Genomic DNA, 15,067 nt, shown 5'->3' on the forward strand with positions numbered 1-15,067 from the left:
CGTCCAACAAGAATTACTCAGGCAGGTGTTTGCGTTGCTACTCCTCAATTGCCACAGCAGCGAGGCAATGGTCGGGATAATGCCTCAATCGATTCGCACAGAGTCGCATAGAGAGCCGCGTAGATTGTTGCAGCCTTGCATCAACTTGCGCTGTGACCCCCAACATCAGACATCCAACCCCAAGGCTGAACCCAGCCGTAGACTCTTGCGGGATTGTGGACTCAGCGGCCCCCAACAGCAATGATCGCTCTATTCGACCCCGATTTTGCCGAATTCTCCGAACCGATTTGCCTCCCAAACGGTTTTGTTGCATCACTTTCAACCAGCCCCCATCCCATTGAAGTTGAATAGGCTCCCCGTTGTCCCCGGCGCGGACTCCCCCGATCAATCGCCATGGGGGGTGAGACCCATCATTGAGATCTAGAAATCGATTCTAACGGTTCCCAGAGCAAGACTCCGTAGAATTTCGAGTTAGACCTCAATTCCCCCCTCTCGAACTTCGTGAACACGCAAGGCCCATTCATTAGCCGAAATTTAACGCGCTGGATGGGGAAGCTTGGGCCCGTTTTGGGGGGCTGTTGGAGGCAGGGCTAAGAGCGGCTGACCGTTGGTGGCTGCAAATTGCTGACCAAGGGCTGACAAGAAATTGACAACCGTTGCAATCCCCTTGAGCCAATTTTACGGCGATCGCCTGGCTAGCCAGGGAGATTCCGATCACAACTGCCCCCACTCCTTGGGCGGATGTTCCCGATCGCCCCGGCACAGCTTGTGGCTCCTGGGTCTCCCTCAAGGGTCAGGCCACCGAATCATGGGCAATTCATTCACCAACGACGAAGCCTGAGTTTAGAAGCCTGAATCCAGAGGCCGGAATCCAGAAGCCTGAACCTAGAGCATTAACCAAGGCTTTTATAAAGGCTTCAGCGTTGCCGCGATCCAGGAAAATAAACCGTCTATAGTGTCTTTAAGTCCCTGCCGTAGCCTATGACCGCCTCTCAGTCCCGTCGCGATCGCCTGGAGTATTTCGATCGGCTGATTTCCCAGGTCATTTTGAACCGCCAACACCCCATCAGCGGCCTGATGCCTGCCAGCACCGCCGTTAATATCCATGGGGACTACACCGATGCTTGGGTGCGCGATAACGTCTACAGCATCTTGGCAGCCTGGGGGCTGGCGCTGGCCTATCGCAAGGCGGGACTCGAAGCGGGACGCGGCTACGAAATTCAGCAGAGCGTGGTGAAGCTGATGCGGGGGCTGTTGTCATCGATGATGCGGCAAGCCCACAAGGTGGAGCGCTTTAAGCACACCCAAGATCCGTTAGATGCGCTCCATGCCAAGTACGACACGAGCACGGGTAACACGGTGGTGGCCGATGACGGCTGGGGCCATCTACAAATTGATGCCACTTCGGTATTTTTGTTGATCTTGGCGCAAATGACGGCTTCGGGTTTGGAGGTGATTTACACCACCGACGAGGTGAATTTTGTCCAAAATCTGGTCTATTACATCGGGCGTGCCTACCGCACGGCCGATTACGGCATTTGGGAACGGGGCAACAAGATTAATCACGGCAACCCGGAGCTAAACGCCAGCTCGATCGGGATGGCGAAGGCGGCGTTGGAAGCGCTGAATGGGTTTGATCTGTTTGGGGCAAGGGGATCGCAATTATCCGTGCTGCATGTGCTGGAGGATGAAATTGCCCGATCGCGGGCCACGCTGGAATCCCTGTTGCCGCGCGAGTCGGCTTCTAAGGAGGTGGATGGGGCCCTGTTGAGCATCATTGGCTTCCCGGCGTTCGCGGTGGATGATGCGAATTTGGTCGATCGCACGCGGCGGCAAATTGTCGAAAAACTGGAGGGGCGCTACGGCTGCAAGCGGTTCCTGCGGGATGGTCACCAAACCGTTCTGGAAGACACCAGCCGTCTGCATTACGAACCCTATGAACTCAAGCGCTTTGAGCATATTGAGTGCGAGTGGCCGCTGTTTTGGACCTATTTGATGTTGGATGCCCTGTTTCGGGGCGATCGGGACAGGGCCTTGGACTATCACCAGCGATTGCAAGGGGTGGCCGTGGAGCGGGAGGGATTCGCCCTGTTGCCGGAGGTCTATTACGTACCGGAGGAGGCGATCGCCGCCGAACAGGCCAACCCCGGTTCCCAAACCCGCTTGCCCAACGACAACGTACCCCTGGTTTGGGCCCAATCCCTGTGGCTGCTGGGTCAGTTGGTGTTGGAAGAATTGATCGATGTGGCGGATTTGGATCCCCTCGGCCGGCGATCGCGCCCGGGAGCCGTGCGGGAACCGTTGGTGCAAATGGTGTTGTTGGCGGAAGATGCGGCCCTGCAACATCAACTGGCAATCTACGGAATTGAAACCCAAACGCCGGATCAAGTGGCCCCGATCGAGGTGCGGCCCGCGCGGGATCTCTCGGCGGCCTATGCCCAAATCGGCCGCAACGAAGCCCTGGGCCTCACGGGGCGGCCCCTGCGGCGGCTGCGCACCCTCACCACGTCGCGAATTTTCTCGATTTGCGGCAAAACCATGGTGTTTCTGCCCTCCTTTTTAGATCAAGAGCAGTTCTATTCGGGGGCAGATCCGGAGTTTTTGACCTCCCAAATTCGCAGCGAACTGGCTTACATTGCCCGCCAGTGGCGACAGTTGGGGCGACCCACCATGACCCTGTTGCTGACCCGGGAAATGTTGGGATCCACAGAAGCCGACCTCGACACCCGATCGCCCCTGCTCTCCCTGATTGCGGATTTCAAATCTGGCAAATGCAACAATGTGCCGATCCGCCTGGGACGACTGCAATCCTTTGTGCTCACCGCCGGGAGCGAGCGGATTGACTTTCTCCACGGCTACGAGTTCGAGCAATCTGCGACCAGTGGTGGGCCCTTGCCCCTGTCCCAATATCTGGCCTTTTCGGCGGCGGACACCAAACCCCTCAGCAGTCGCCAGGAATTTCAACTGGAGTCGGAAACCAATCCCAAGAGCTTGCTCACCCGGCTGCGGGCTACGGTGAATCTCTATGAACAAATTGAGCTAATTCAAGATCTGTGGCGACTGGTGGGCCCGGATTTTGAGACGGGCTTTGCCGGGGACGATCGCGCCGTGCCCCTCAACCTGCTGGTGGAAGAAATCTATAACCGGGCCCTTCAGGGCTACAGCGTTGTGGAATCTGACGGAATTGCTCGCTGTCGGCCCTATTGGGCAATTGTGCGGCGGGCGGCGGGCCTGTTGAACAAGGCAGACATTAACCTTTCGGACGCGGTGACCGATTTGCTGGTGCGGCAAAAGTTTATTGCCGTCGGCCGGGCCTACAGCGAGGGATCCTTGATCGATCGCCCCATGCCCCACGACGAGATCATGGCCAAGATTGACGAATTTTGCGGAGAAGACATCCGCGATCGGGTCTTGAGCCAGGAAATTTTGGTGGCCTTGGGCGTTTTGATTAAGTCCAACCCCGCCCTGTTCAAAGGCTTTTTGACCCTTCGCACCAGCTATTTTCTGCTGCTGTTGGTGAGCGAATTGGGTCGCGAAATGCTCGTCACGCCCGATGAGGCCTACGAGCAACTGATGGAACTCAGTCCCTACGAGGTGCAATTGCGCTTGCGCCACGTGCTGGAAGGCTATCAGGGCGCAACTTTGGCCTTGCAACAGCAGGAATCGTTGCATCTGCGGGCCACGGGCCGGGCGATCGAGTGGACGATTGTGCCACAGCGGGAAGAGGGTCTGCCCCCCGCCGGGAGTTGGGCCCGCCAGCGGGAACTGGACGGCGCGTTAAATCGCGTGCCCAAGGATTTTTATCCCCAGGTTTGGAACCTGTTGGGCCATTGCAAGGGCCTGGTGATTGGGGACAAGCTGGAACGCCGCAATCGGCTCGACAGTGCCTTGGTGTTGGCGGAAATGACCCCCGGTGAAAAAAACTTCGCCCTGCAAGTGGAACACCTGCTGAACAAGATTGGTGCGCCGCTTTACCGACAGGTTTGCATGGAAGCGTTGGCGGAGTTGGCGGCCCTGACCGATCGCAACCCTGAGTTGCAAATTGATGATTACCTGGTGTTGGATGTGTTGGTGGGCCATGCGGTGCGGTTGGCCTGGCTCGATCGCCATCCCGAGGATGAACCCATTTACAACGAGCGCAAGGGTCAGGCCTGGCAACAGTTCTATGAAACGTCGCCCTACAATTGCGCCACCTTCATGGTGAAGGCCTTCCAGTTCCTGATCGCAATGGCGGAACAGTCGGCCCGCGATCGCGCTGAACAGGCGATCGATGAGTCCCTGGAGCCGGTGGGGTAATGGCTTAGTCCCGCCCGTCCGCTTCAACCATCCATCCTGAGGGCGATCGCCCAACCCGATCGCCCCGGCTGCAATCGGCCCTTACCACTTCGTCCCCATGCTGCTTCATCATTGGAAACTCCTGCGGTTGTTTGTCACTACCGCGATCGCGGCCGAAATGGAATATCGCGGCAACTTTCTCTTAGCCAGCATCTCTTCCATTGGCGGGGGAATTGCCAGCGGCTTTGGGCTTTTTTTGTTTTATCGAACAGGCTATACCTTCCAGGACTGGAACTGGTATGAAGCACTTTTGGTCTTGGGTCTTTTTCTGTTTTTGCAAGGCTTTTCCAACACCTTTTTAGCTCCCAACCTGAACAGCATCGTGCGCCAGGTGGAGCTAGGAACCCTGGATTTTGTTTTACTGAAACCCATTAGCAGCCAATTTTGGCTATCCACCCGCGCCGTTTCCCTCTGGGGCTTTCCTGACATTGCCCTCGGTTTGGGGTTGATTTTCTATGCCGGGATCAACCTACAACTTCCCTGGTGGCAATATGGCTGGGCAATGTTGCCGCTTGGCTTTGGATTACTAATTTTATATAGCCTCTGGTTTGTGTTAGGGGCCACCAGCATTTGGTTCACCAAAATCTATAACATCACGGAAGTGTTGCGGGGGCTTTTGGAAGCTGGTCGCTATCCCCTCACGGCCTATCCGGCGGCGTTTCGCTTCTTTTTCACGTTCATTGTGCCGGTGTTGTTTATGACAACCGTACCGGCACAAATTGCCTTGGGCCGCGATGCTTGGTTTTTGGTAGGCGTTTCAGGGTTGCTGGCGATCGGGCTGTTGTATTTGTCCAATCAATTTTGGCGTTTTGCCCTCCGGTTCTACACCAGCGCTTCTAGTTAAATTGCCGGTGAATCACGCGCAGCTCCGACCAGAAGAACTGACCGGAGCTTTGGATCGGAAATGGGTTTATGGGTTTAAAGATGGGGGCAGAGGGGCTCGAACCCTCACGACCGTTTAGGGTCAACGGATTTTCATCTTCCTGTGGCTTTCGCCCCTGCACAATTCGGCTCGTGAGTCAGCAAAGCTGCTCGATCGACCGTTTGGCGTTGAAGATTGGACTCTCCCTTTACCCTCGGCTGGTTACGTTAGGGTAGCTCCCGTCGAGTCTCTGCACCTTCCGAAGGAAAAGCCCGCGAGCTTTTTGCACCTTCGGCTTGGCTCAGGATTGCCGTAGCGATCGGGGTGATCTGCGAACAACGTCCCAGAATTGGTTCCGTGCCTTAGGTTTCCCTGAGTTTGAGAGCTGCCACTCGATCGATTTCTCAACCGAGGCTCAATTGTCTTAAGTCCGTAGCGTCTACCATTCCGCCATGCCCCCTTAGTGGAGCCAATTGATCAATTAAACCGATCAATTAAGCTGACTCGCCCCTAAGGACAACTCAAGTTAACGGGTAACGTTGAGCCGTCCCATCATACCCCGCAAAGGGGGACGAGAGGCAAGAGTTGAGCAACTCTTCAGTCTTGGCGGGATCTCTGGGCTGGATCTTTGAAAAGCCCCAATGGCTGTTCTGTACCCGCAAACTTTGGGTTCGGTTACCATTCCACCTATCATGCCAACTCAGAATGCTTGGGAGGCTCGATCGTGACTGGCTGGCATTGGCGCAACTGGCAAGGACTGCCCTATCTCACCTGCTCCCTGTTGGAGCCAATTCCCCACGGTTTTTTTACCCGGCACTTTGCACCCCGCCCGCCGGCTGAGCTGGCTTTGGTGCTGGATGACGCGGCCCAAACCTTCCGAGTCAAGCAGGTGCATGGCGATCGGGTGGTGGCTCCAGCAGAAATTGCAGAAATTACAGCAGGGGCCGTGCTCCAGGAGGCAACGGCCACCGCCAGCGAGCAATCTACCTATCCCCAAGCCGATGGACTGTTGAGCGATCGCCCGGGGCAGGTGATGTGGGTTTGCAGCGCCGATTGCACCCCGGCCTTGATTGCGGATTTAAAAACCGGTCAGGTGGCGGCGGTGCATTCCGGTTGGCGGGGAACGGCGGCGGCCATTGTGCCCAAGGCGATCGAACGGATGCGCCAACAGGGCAGCCAACTGGCGGATTTGCGGGTGGCGCTGGGCCCGGCCATTTCCGGTGCGGTTTATCAAGTGACGGAAGCGGTGGCTGAAGAGGTGGTGGCCTCGCTGGCAGTGCCCCTGAAGGAGGCCCAAGGCTGGGAACAACCGCCCGTGTTGCCGGATCCGGAACCGGGAAAGGCGCGGTTGGATGTGCGCCAAACGATCGTCCAGCAGGTGTTGAATTTGGGTCTCGATCGGGAGCAGGTCACCATCGCGCCCCACTGCACCTATTGCGAGGGCGATCGGTTCTTTTCCTATCGCCGCGACGGTACGAAAACCGTGCAATGGTCAGGAATTGTCAGCACTTGATTGCGCAGGTTTCATTCATGTTTTACTGCTTTGCGCTAGCCCGACTCTGCTAATCAATTCCGGCTAGCTTCAGCAGGGCTTTGAGGCGATCGAGGTTGATCGTAATGTTCTGTTGCACGGCGGTGGCCTGTTCCGCGCCGGGTGCTAGATCCGCCGTGAGGTGATAGTGTTCCAAGCCACCCAAGTTGCTTAGGAGCCAATAGGTATTTTGGCGGTGACTGGGTTGAAAAATTTCAACTACCTTCGTGCCAGGCTGGGCAAATACCAGGTTCGTTAGCCCGGCCCCATGCACCGCCACAATCACCTTGGCCGCCGCGAAGGCCGCCGCCTGATCAACCAGCGGCAGGCGGGCCGGATCGATCGCCCGAAAGCCGAACTGTTCCAAGGTTTCAATCACCTCCCGATCGTTCAGCACTTGGCGGTAGGCGGCGCTGCGGCGGGTGATGTAGAGGCGATCGGGAAAGCGGGAAATGCGGGCCGACTCCAAAAAGGTATTGCGCAAAAACTGATGGGCCCAGCGCGATCCCCGATAGATCCGCAACTCGGGAATCGCTGGCACCAACAGCCGATCGGCCGTTAGATGGGGGATTCGCCCCTGAACCGGATCCACGGAACCAAACCATTCCGTATGGCAGCAGGCCACTACTTTTTCCAGGGGAATTTGCAACCGCTCAAAGCTTTGGTGCTGGAAGGGCAATTCATATAGATTGACCACAAAGCGATCAATCGAGTCCCACTCAAAGCCCGATCGCCGCAACACCTCCAACCGAGGCAACAGATCAAACATCCAGTGAAAATAGGTGACCTTGCCCCAGCGCGTGGCCAAAAAAGCCACCGTTCCGGCGAAATGTTGGGGCGGCGGCAGGTGCGGCGAACTGGCAACAATGGCGCTGTAACCCGTTGAACAGTCGCGAATCACCTGATTGTGGGCATTGAACACCACGCTGCAAAGGTTATCGCCCCAGGCTCGCCCTTGGGGAATCGCAACGGTGTAGGCGGCCGGCGCATCCAAGGTAGGCTCGATCGCCTGTAATTCCGGCAGGGGATCGCCCAAGCCTTGGGAATCGCGCAGGGGATGGGTTTCCGGTTCAAAGGCGGGAAAACAGTCCGTTCCCGGCAGCTCGGCCGCGACACCTTGCCAATCGGTAGCTAGGAGGCTGGTGGCTTCTGCCAGACCATCAGGCAGTTGGCAAAACAGGCTCGGGGAAGTGGGCGATGGATCGGCCGGGGGCAATCCGGCGGCCGCCAGTACCGCTTGGATGCCGTCATAGGCGGGCCAAAATTCCGGCTGATAGCGTAGGGCAGCCATGAAATGGTCGATCGCCCGTTGCCATTGCCCCTGTGATTGGGCCCGGCGAGCCAGGGCCGCTTGGCGTTCCGCTTGGAACCAAACACTATCGGGGGCGAGCAGACTGGCTTGATCCCAAAACCAGCAGGCCAGCCGCCACCAACCCAATTGTTGCAACAGGGTTCCCCCTTGTCGAAAGGGAATATCCAAACGTCGGCCGGCTAGCAGAATGGCCCGGCCATGGGCGGCCAACGCGGCGATCGGGCGGTTGGCCGCTTCCAGGGTTTGGCCGTAGTTGTCATACATCCGGGGATCAGTGGGGTTGGCTTGAATCGCTCGCCGCCACAGGGCCAAGCGATCGGGCAATGATGACCGGGGCTGGGATTCGGCATAGGCATAATAAACTCCGCCCTGATTGGCTCCGGCGGTTAAGGCCCGTTGCCAAGCCAGGCTGGCCAGGTGGTCTTGTCCCGATCGCGCACAGAGATCCGCCAAGGCACACCAATCATCAGGCGGGGCCAACGGATCCAAGGCCATGGCCCGATCGAGGGCGGCCATGGCCGCTGGCCAATCCCCCGCTTGGCTGGCCAGTTGCGACCAGCGGCGATAATCGGCGGCCGTTTCGGGAACGGCCAAACCCGGCGCACTCTGCAACATTTGCCAAGCCCGTTGCCATTCTGGGCGATCGGCACATTCACCGACCTGGGGGAACCAACTCCAGGGATCCTTAGCTCCCACTTGCCAGGCCCGCCGCAAACAGCGGTTACCCGTGGGGCGATCGCCCCGTTCCCGGTGCGCTTGGGCCAACCGATGCCAAGTCACCGCCCGATCGCCCCCCAGGGCCAGGGCCGTTTCTCCGGCCTTGATGGCCCCGTCAAAATCGCGATCGCTCAGCAGCACAAAACAGAGTGCCTCGTGCCAATCGGGTCGATCGCTCGGTTCCCAGGCGATCGCCGTCCACCAAGCTCCCTTGGCCCGCGTCCAATCCTGACGACTGGCCCAAAAGCGGGCGGCCCGCTCCTCTAGATAGGTGGACTGATACTGATTTTGTTTGGCCTCATCGTAGGCGTGCATGGCTTCCGACCATTCGCCCATCGCCCAATACAAGTCCCCCAAAGCGGCCCAAGCCCGCCCGGCCACCCGGGGCCGCACGGCCACCAACCGCTGTACCGGTCGCCAGGCCGCCCGTCGATAGCCCGCTTGGCCATAGGTATCCAGCAGTTGCCGTACTAATTTGAACGAGCCGGGACGCTGGATCACCGCCGCTTCCAGGGCCGCTAAGACCGCCTCCAGTTCGCCCGCTGCGGCCCAAGCCTGGGCCCAACGCCACCAGCGCCCCACAGGGATTCGCTCTTGGACCCAGCGCGATCGGGCAAAGGTGCAAAATGCTGCCACAGACCAAAACTTCAGCACGATGAATCCTCAAATCCTTGCGGACAGTGCCCCTACCCCCAGGCGATCGCCCCCCTTGACTCCCCTGTGGGCAACCCCTGAACTATCCCTTTCATCACTCACTCCATCGTCTTGGTGATCGGTACAGTTCGGCAGAGTTCAGCGCAGTTCGGCCAAATGGCGCGGGATCACCCCTGGGCCGATCGCCCCCCCAGCACCACCAGCACCACCCCCAGCAATACAATCACGCCCCCCAACAGCACGCCCATTCCCGGTTGTTCCCCAAACACCACCCACCCCAAACTACTGGCTCCCACCGGCTCAAACAAAATAGCCAGGGTCACCCACAGGGGCGGCATTTGGGTCACCAGCCAATTAAAACTGGTGTGGCCAATCAGTTGCGGAACCAAGGCCGACAGGGCGATCGCCAGCACCGTTGTGGGGGTGATGGTTTGCCAACCGCCACCCCACAGGGCCACCAACGGACTCAGCAACAGGGCCGCACTGCCATAGGCCAAAGCCGCGTAGGAACCAATGGCTAGCCCCCGTTGCTGGGCAACCCGCCCAAGGAGTAGATAGCCCGCTGCGGCCAAGGCTCCTGCCAAGGCTAACCCATTCCCTAACCGAGGATCGCTGCCGATCGTTCCGGCATCTTGGCTGAGGGCAATCACGGCGCTGCCCCCCAAGGCGATCGCCAAACCAGCCCAGGCAATCCAACCGGCGAATTTTTGGGTGATGACACCGGTAATCAGGGCCACCCAAACCGGCGTGGTGGTTACCAGCACAGTGGAAGCGGCGATCGAGGTGTAGCCCAACGAACTGAGCCAACAGACGAAGTGCAGCGCCAAGCAAGCCCCCGCCCCCACTGCCCAAGGCCAGGCTGATCGGGGCGATCGCCCGGTTTGGGGCCAAGCCGGAGCCACCGCCAGCGCCGCCAACGTCACCCGCCCCGCCGCCAACCACAGGCCAAACCCCCAGTCCGATCGCCCCGCCGACTGCATCGCCCAGCGGGCAAAAATCGCCCCCGTTGAAATGGCCGCCATCCCCGCCAACAGCACTCCCCACCGGAGCGATCGGGCCCGGTGCCCAGCATGGGGATTCACAGCGGCGTGAGTTGGGGGTTTCAAGTGCCGACCTTTTGAATCCTGATTTTTGGAGCGCTGCTCTTGGGGATGCCGATCTTTATAAATCCCGACCCTTGGCCAAGTGCAATCCATCCCGTCCTACAATCGCCATCAATTCTCTAGTGTTTTTCCATGTTTTGCCATGAGCACAACCACTACTATTCAGCTCGAATCGCACCCCACCCCCGATCGACTCGCGGCCTTGGACGTGTACAACTGGCCCATTTGGACCAAACAGGTTTCGGAATTTCCATGGACCTATGATGAAGCGGAAACTTGCTACATCCTTGAAGGCGAAGTGACCGTCACTCCTGATGGCGGCGAACCCATCACCATTCGCAAAGGCGATTTAGTCACCTTCTCTGCCGGTTTGGCTTGCACATGGAACATCACCCAAACCATCCGCAAGCACTATAAGTTTGGCTAGGAAATTTGGCTAGGAAATTTGGCTCAAGATTGACCCAAACCAGAATCTGATTCAACGCATCTGATCAGAAAAACCCCGGGTTCCCATCATTAGGGAACCCCGGGGTTTTTTGATCAACTTCGACTCAGTTCAATTCCTGCGAAATCCTGACGAATGATTCAGCCTTCAGAACCCAGAGAGTTCAACAACCCTAGCTCAACTCCTGCTATCCGCAGGTTTTGCAGTGCTTAGGATGCGGTATCAGACTTGCGCGAACGACGCTTCGCCGACCCAGCCAGACCCAGACCCACTAGGCCCAGACCCATCATGACCGTCGGTTCCGGCGTGGCCACCCCTGCAATTTCACGGTTGTTCTTGCGGCCGAAGTCGATCACGAACACCGTGTCGTTGAAGTCTTGGTCACCACCGCCCCACAGATCTTCAAAAGCCAGCACCAGCAAATCTTCGTAGAAGTAGGACATGGCATGTTGCTTGCCATCGGGATTGTCCTTGGCATTAGCCCGGAACTGACCCGGAACCGTCTTGCCAGTGCGCACATCCTTGCCGGAAATGCCGCCGTTAATCCAGTTGGAAACCAGGCTGAAATCAAAAATCGTGCCAGCCTTGAACTTGCCCAGGCTCACCCAGTCACCCACGTTCAGGGGACTGTCTTGAACCGATCGCCCTGCTACGGCAGCGTTCGGATTTTGGCAAAAGCCGCTGAAGTTCACCAAGGTCTTGCTTTGGCTGGGGCTGCAAGAGGTGTCCCCAAAGATCTTCGTCTGCGCTGTAACCGTTGTTCCGGTGGTGGCAAAGTCCAGACGGTTGCGATAGCCGCCAGCCGTTTCACCGAGGAAGTAAACCTTCACATCGTGGTCATGCTTCAGTTGCAGCAGCGACTCATCCAAGGTGCGGAAGTTAATCTCGTTGGGGTCTAACTTCCGAGCTTCCTTGCCTACAAAGGGAGCCATGGAGGGCAACACTTCTTGGAAGTAATCCGGTGCTGTGCTACGGGGATTGATGTCAAATGCTTGGGCCGATCCGGCTGCAACACTCAGGGTTGCCACGGAGGCGGTGACGGTTGCTTTGAGCAGGAAGGAAGGAATGTGGTTACGCATGAGTAGAGAAGACTTCAGAGAGTGGAATAGTTGCACAGTTAGAGAGCGGTTTTGCCTGAGTCGTTGCAGGTATAAAAAATTACTTTGACTTGCAATTGAAGCTTTGACTCAGATGGCTAGAAACCGAAGACACACCCAAAGGACTTAATACTTTCTTCCCTGATCGTAGGGGCAGTTCCTGAGTTTTTTGATGAATTTTTGGTCAAGTAAATGGCCGATTAACGGGCAAATATGAAGTGAAGGGGGGAAAGGGTTGATTGCCATGGCTCACAGTCCCGCGATACGATCGCGCCCGGGCCATGGTCTCTGGCCGATGCAAGAACAGTGAGACCGATGATCAACACCCAGTACACCTCAAGCGTGCAAACTCCCATGGATACGACTTCAGCGGGCCTGTGGCTCAAGCGCCCCGTGATTGTGAAGGCCGTTGTTACGCCGCGCTGGAAGGAAGATGCGCAGGTTGAATTGCAGCGGCAAATTGACCAGCTCGATCGCCAGTTACAGCAACTGGAAACCCAAGGTCAGCGGGCGATCGCGGAAATTCAGCGCCAAAGCATTCAACCGCCCGGCCCGGAAGTGACTCGCCAAATCGAAAATATTCAGGCCCAGGTGAACGACCAGAAATCCCAAATGCTGGAGCAAAAAAACCAAGTGTTGCAACAGCTCAACCGGGTTCACTCCTTGGAACTGGACAATGAAGTGATTCAAACGCAAATGGAAAGCCTGTTTCAGGTGCAACAGGGCGACAATTTGATTGACAAAATGCAGGTTGAAATTCTGCTACGGGATGGCATCGTGGAAGAAATTCGTGGCGAACTGTAACTAAGTTGCGTTTTTGGGGGGTGTGAAGTTTGCACCCCACGATTTGGTCATCATCTATGGGATGAAGTAAATCTAAATTCTTAAAATCAAACCAATCAATTCAATCAACCAATTCAATCAAGCAATTCAGGAAAAACTTAACTAATCAAAACTAATCAAGTTAATCAAGAAGTTAATCAAAAAACATCCAAGAAGTTAACTAACTAGCCAGCTCAAGTCAATTCATAGGCTAAATCAAGCCGATCGAGTGAATTACGATTAGGGGGAATGCAACTACTCATCATTCGAGGACGATCGTGTTTCAGACAACGCGGCGACGGCTGGCCCTTTGGTACGCGACCGTAACAGCGGTGTTGGTGCTGGTGGCTGCGATCACCTTTTATGGTTATGCGAGGGCCACGCTGGTCGATCGGGTGGATGACACGATCGAACATGCGATCGAACTGGTTGCTCGATCGCTGGTGATTGAATCGGTGCAGGTGCGCGACCTGGCCGCCATCGATCCACAGCAGATGATTACTCGGGCCCGGGTGAACCTGGAAGCCAGCTTTCGGGACAACACGGGTACGGTTTGGAATGATGTGGAAGACGATCGCATCGATTTGGAGTGGTTTAGCCCCACGGGCCAGCAGCTTTGGACCAGTTTTGCGGAACCTTTGACCATTCCCCTGCATCCCACGCGCAAAAGCGAAACGGTGAAAGTGCTGCGTGATGGGGCAGGAAAGCCAGTTGAGGGGCGGGGCCCGGTGGAACCGCCATTGGTGTTGCGGCAACGTACCCAGTCCATCGCGCTGGGTGGGCAACCCTTGGGCTATTTGCGAGTCAGTCACCCTTGGTTTGAGGTCACCAAACCGGCCCAGCAGTTGGCGATCGACCTGAGCTTGGGGGTGGTGGCGTTGATTGGGGCTGTCGGGGCGATCGGGTGGTGGCTGTCGGGGTTGGCCATGGAACCGGTGCGCGAGTCTTACCAACGCCTGCGGCAGTTCACGGCCGACGCATCCCACGAACTGCGCAACCCGATCGCCACCATTCAAACCAATGTGCAGGTGGCGCTGGCGGAAACTGATCCCCAAATGGAGCGATCGCAGTTGGAGGCGATCGAGCGGTTAACTCGCCGCCTGGGAAAATTGGTGGACGATCTGTTGTTTTTGGCCCGCCAAGATAGCGGCATTGTGCAACCCCAGTGGGGAACGGTGGATTTGGCGGAATTGCTGCTGGAGGCGATCGAGGAGCAAATGGCCCTGGCCACCCGCCAAGAATTGGAATTGATTCCCGAACTCAGCGAAATTCCCGATCCGCGAGCCTGGATGGTGCGGGGCGATCGAGATCAGTTGGCGCGGTTGCTCACCAATCTGATTGGCAACGCCATTCAATACACGCCATCGGGTGGGCGGGTTTGGGTGCGGCTCGATCGGGACTTGCGCAAACCCACCTTAAAGCTCGAAGTCCAGGACACCGGCATTGGCATTGCACCGGAAGCGCTGCCCCATCTGTTCGATCGCTTCTACCGTGCCGATGTGGCTCGATCGCGCCATCGCACTGGTCAATCTGCCGGGTCGGGGTTGGGGCTGGCTATTGTCCAGGCGATCGTGCAAGTCCACCAGGGCCAGATCCGCTTGGATAGTCAGCTCGATCGAGGAACAACCGTCACCATCACCCTACCCAGCTTGGTTGAACCCCCGCTGGAGGTCGGTCACTATCAGAACAGTTAGGCGATTACGTGCCATAGGGACGCGCCATTGGCACATTTGGGTTATCTCTAACTGACCTGAATTCGCAATTTTAATGAAGAGAGATTTATAAATCTTCAGCAAATTGTCTCAGGGAATACTAAAACCAAGGGACAACTCAGTTGAGCATGTTTAATCGCTGTGAATGTGGCCAACTTTGAGACAATCGAGCAACACTTTAGAAGCGGCCGAAGAACAATTGATATCATAGATATGATTAATAAATAATCAATAATTCTGTTGCCAAGAATCAGCCCGATCGTCAGTCTTTGGAGCGCGCTAGGGTAGAACCATGGGCTAGTTGTGATGCAGCAGTCTTTTCGATCATTCATTTGATCATTCACTCGTGCATTAATGCCGGGTACTGATGCCAAGCCTTGACGCGATCGCCCATTTAATTGGGTGTAACCCGGCTTTAGCCATAAATCCATGGAATTCATGGTTATTCATAATTGCCGCCCATGGCCGCGATCGCCC

At 56.9% G+C, this 15,067-nt stretch carries 9 protein-coding genes; 6 read left to right on the forward strand and 3 right to left on the reverse strand.

Annotation, left to right across the window (positions count from 1 at the left end; genetic code table 11):
• The first annotated feature begins 981 nt into the window (after positions 1 to 981).
• The 3 genes from AC2IAX_RS13785 (at position 982) to pgeF (ending at position 6,710) form a co-directional block, all read left to right on the forward strand.
• Positions 982 to 4,296, forward strand: a complete 3,315-nt coding sequence (locus AC2IAX_RS13785; protein ID WP_494387989.1) for a phosphorylase b kinase regulatory subunit alpha/beta — start codon at positions 982 to 984, stop codon at positions 4,294 to 4,296.
• Positions 4,297 to 4,396: 100 nt separating this feature from the next.
• Positions 4,397 to 5,179 (forward strand): ABC transporter permease, encoded by a 783-nt coding sequence (locus AC2IAX_RS13790; RefSeq protein WP_494390394.1) that lies wholly within the window; start codon positions 4,397 to 4,399, stop codon positions 5,177 to 5,179.
• Between the two features lie 742 nt (positions 5,180 to 5,921).
• Positions 5,922 to 6,710: a peptidoglycan editing factor PgeF gene (pgeF, locus tag AC2IAX_RS13795; protein WP_494387990.1), complete on the forward strand. Its 789-nt coding sequence runs from the start codon at positions 5,922 to 5,924 to the stop codon at positions 6,708 to 6,710.
• Positions 6,711 to 6,759: 49 nt separating this feature from the next.
• On the opposite strand, the gene AC2IAX_RS13800 is transcribed toward pgeF, so the two are convergent.
• Positions 6,760 to 9,411, reverse strand: coding sequence for a glycosyltransferase 61 family protein (locus AC2IAX_RS13800; protein ID WP_494387991.1), 2,652 nt, complete (start codon positions 9,409 to 9,411; stop codon positions 6,760 to 6,762).
• Positions 9,412 to 9,578: 167 nt separating this feature from the next.
• Complete coding sequence (locus tag AC2IAX_RS13805) at positions 9,579 to 10,517, reverse strand: DMT family transporter (protein ID WP_494387992.1); 939 nt, start codon at positions 10,515 to 10,517, stop codon at positions 9,579 to 9,581.
• A gap of 139 nt (positions 10,518 to 10,656) precedes the next feature.
• On the opposite strand from AC2IAX_RS13805, the gene AC2IAX_RS13810 reads away from it, so the two are divergent.
• A complete protein-coding gene (locus tag AC2IAX_RS13810) occupies positions 10,657 to 10,941 on the forward strand; it encodes a cupin domain-containing protein (RefSeq protein ID WP_494387993.1) in 285 nt (94 codons plus the stop codon).
• Positions 10,942 to 11,168: 227 nt separating this feature from the next.
• On the opposite strand, the gene AC2IAX_RS13815 is transcribed toward AC2IAX_RS13810, so the two are convergent.
• Positions 11,169 to 12,074 carry a DUF4114 domain-containing protein gene (locus AC2IAX_RS13815; protein ID WP_494387994.1) on the reverse strand — a complete coding sequence of 302 codons (906 nt, stop codon included), beginning with the start codon at positions 12,072 to 12,074 and terminating at the stop codon, positions 11,169 to 11,171.
• 336 nt (positions 12,075 to 12,410) lie between these two features.
• On the opposite strand from AC2IAX_RS13815, the gene AC2IAX_RS13820 reads away from it, so the two are divergent.
• Complete coding sequence (locus AC2IAX_RS13820) at positions 12,411 to 12,860, forward strand: YlqD family protein (protein WP_494387995.1); 450 nt, start codon at positions 12,411 to 12,413, stop codon at positions 12,858 to 12,860.
• A gap of 296 nt (positions 12,861 to 13,156) precedes the next feature.
• Entirely contained in the window at positions 13,157 to 14,572 is a 1,416-nt protein-coding gene (locus AC2IAX_RS13825) for a sensor histidine kinase (protein WP_494387996.1), read from the forward strand.
• The last annotated feature ends 495 nt before the right edge of the window (positions 14,573 to 15,067 follow it).

The organism is Limnothrix sp. HT2024 (assembly GCF_059138625.1).

Bases quoted from the DNA above. Each gene is read 5' to 3' on its own strand.
- AC2IAX_RS13785 (WP_494387989.1), top strand. From the start codon at position 982: ATGACCGCCTCTCAGTCCCGTCGCGATCGCCTGGAGTATTTCGATCGG.
- AC2IAX_RS13810 (WP_494387993.1), top strand. From the start codon at position 10,657: ATGAGCACAACCACTACTATTCAGCTCGAATCGCACCCCACCCCCGAT.
- AC2IAX_RS13820 (WP_494387995.1), top strand. From the start codon at position 12,411: ATGGATACGACTTCAGCGGGCCTGTGGCTCAAGCGCCCCGTGATTGTG.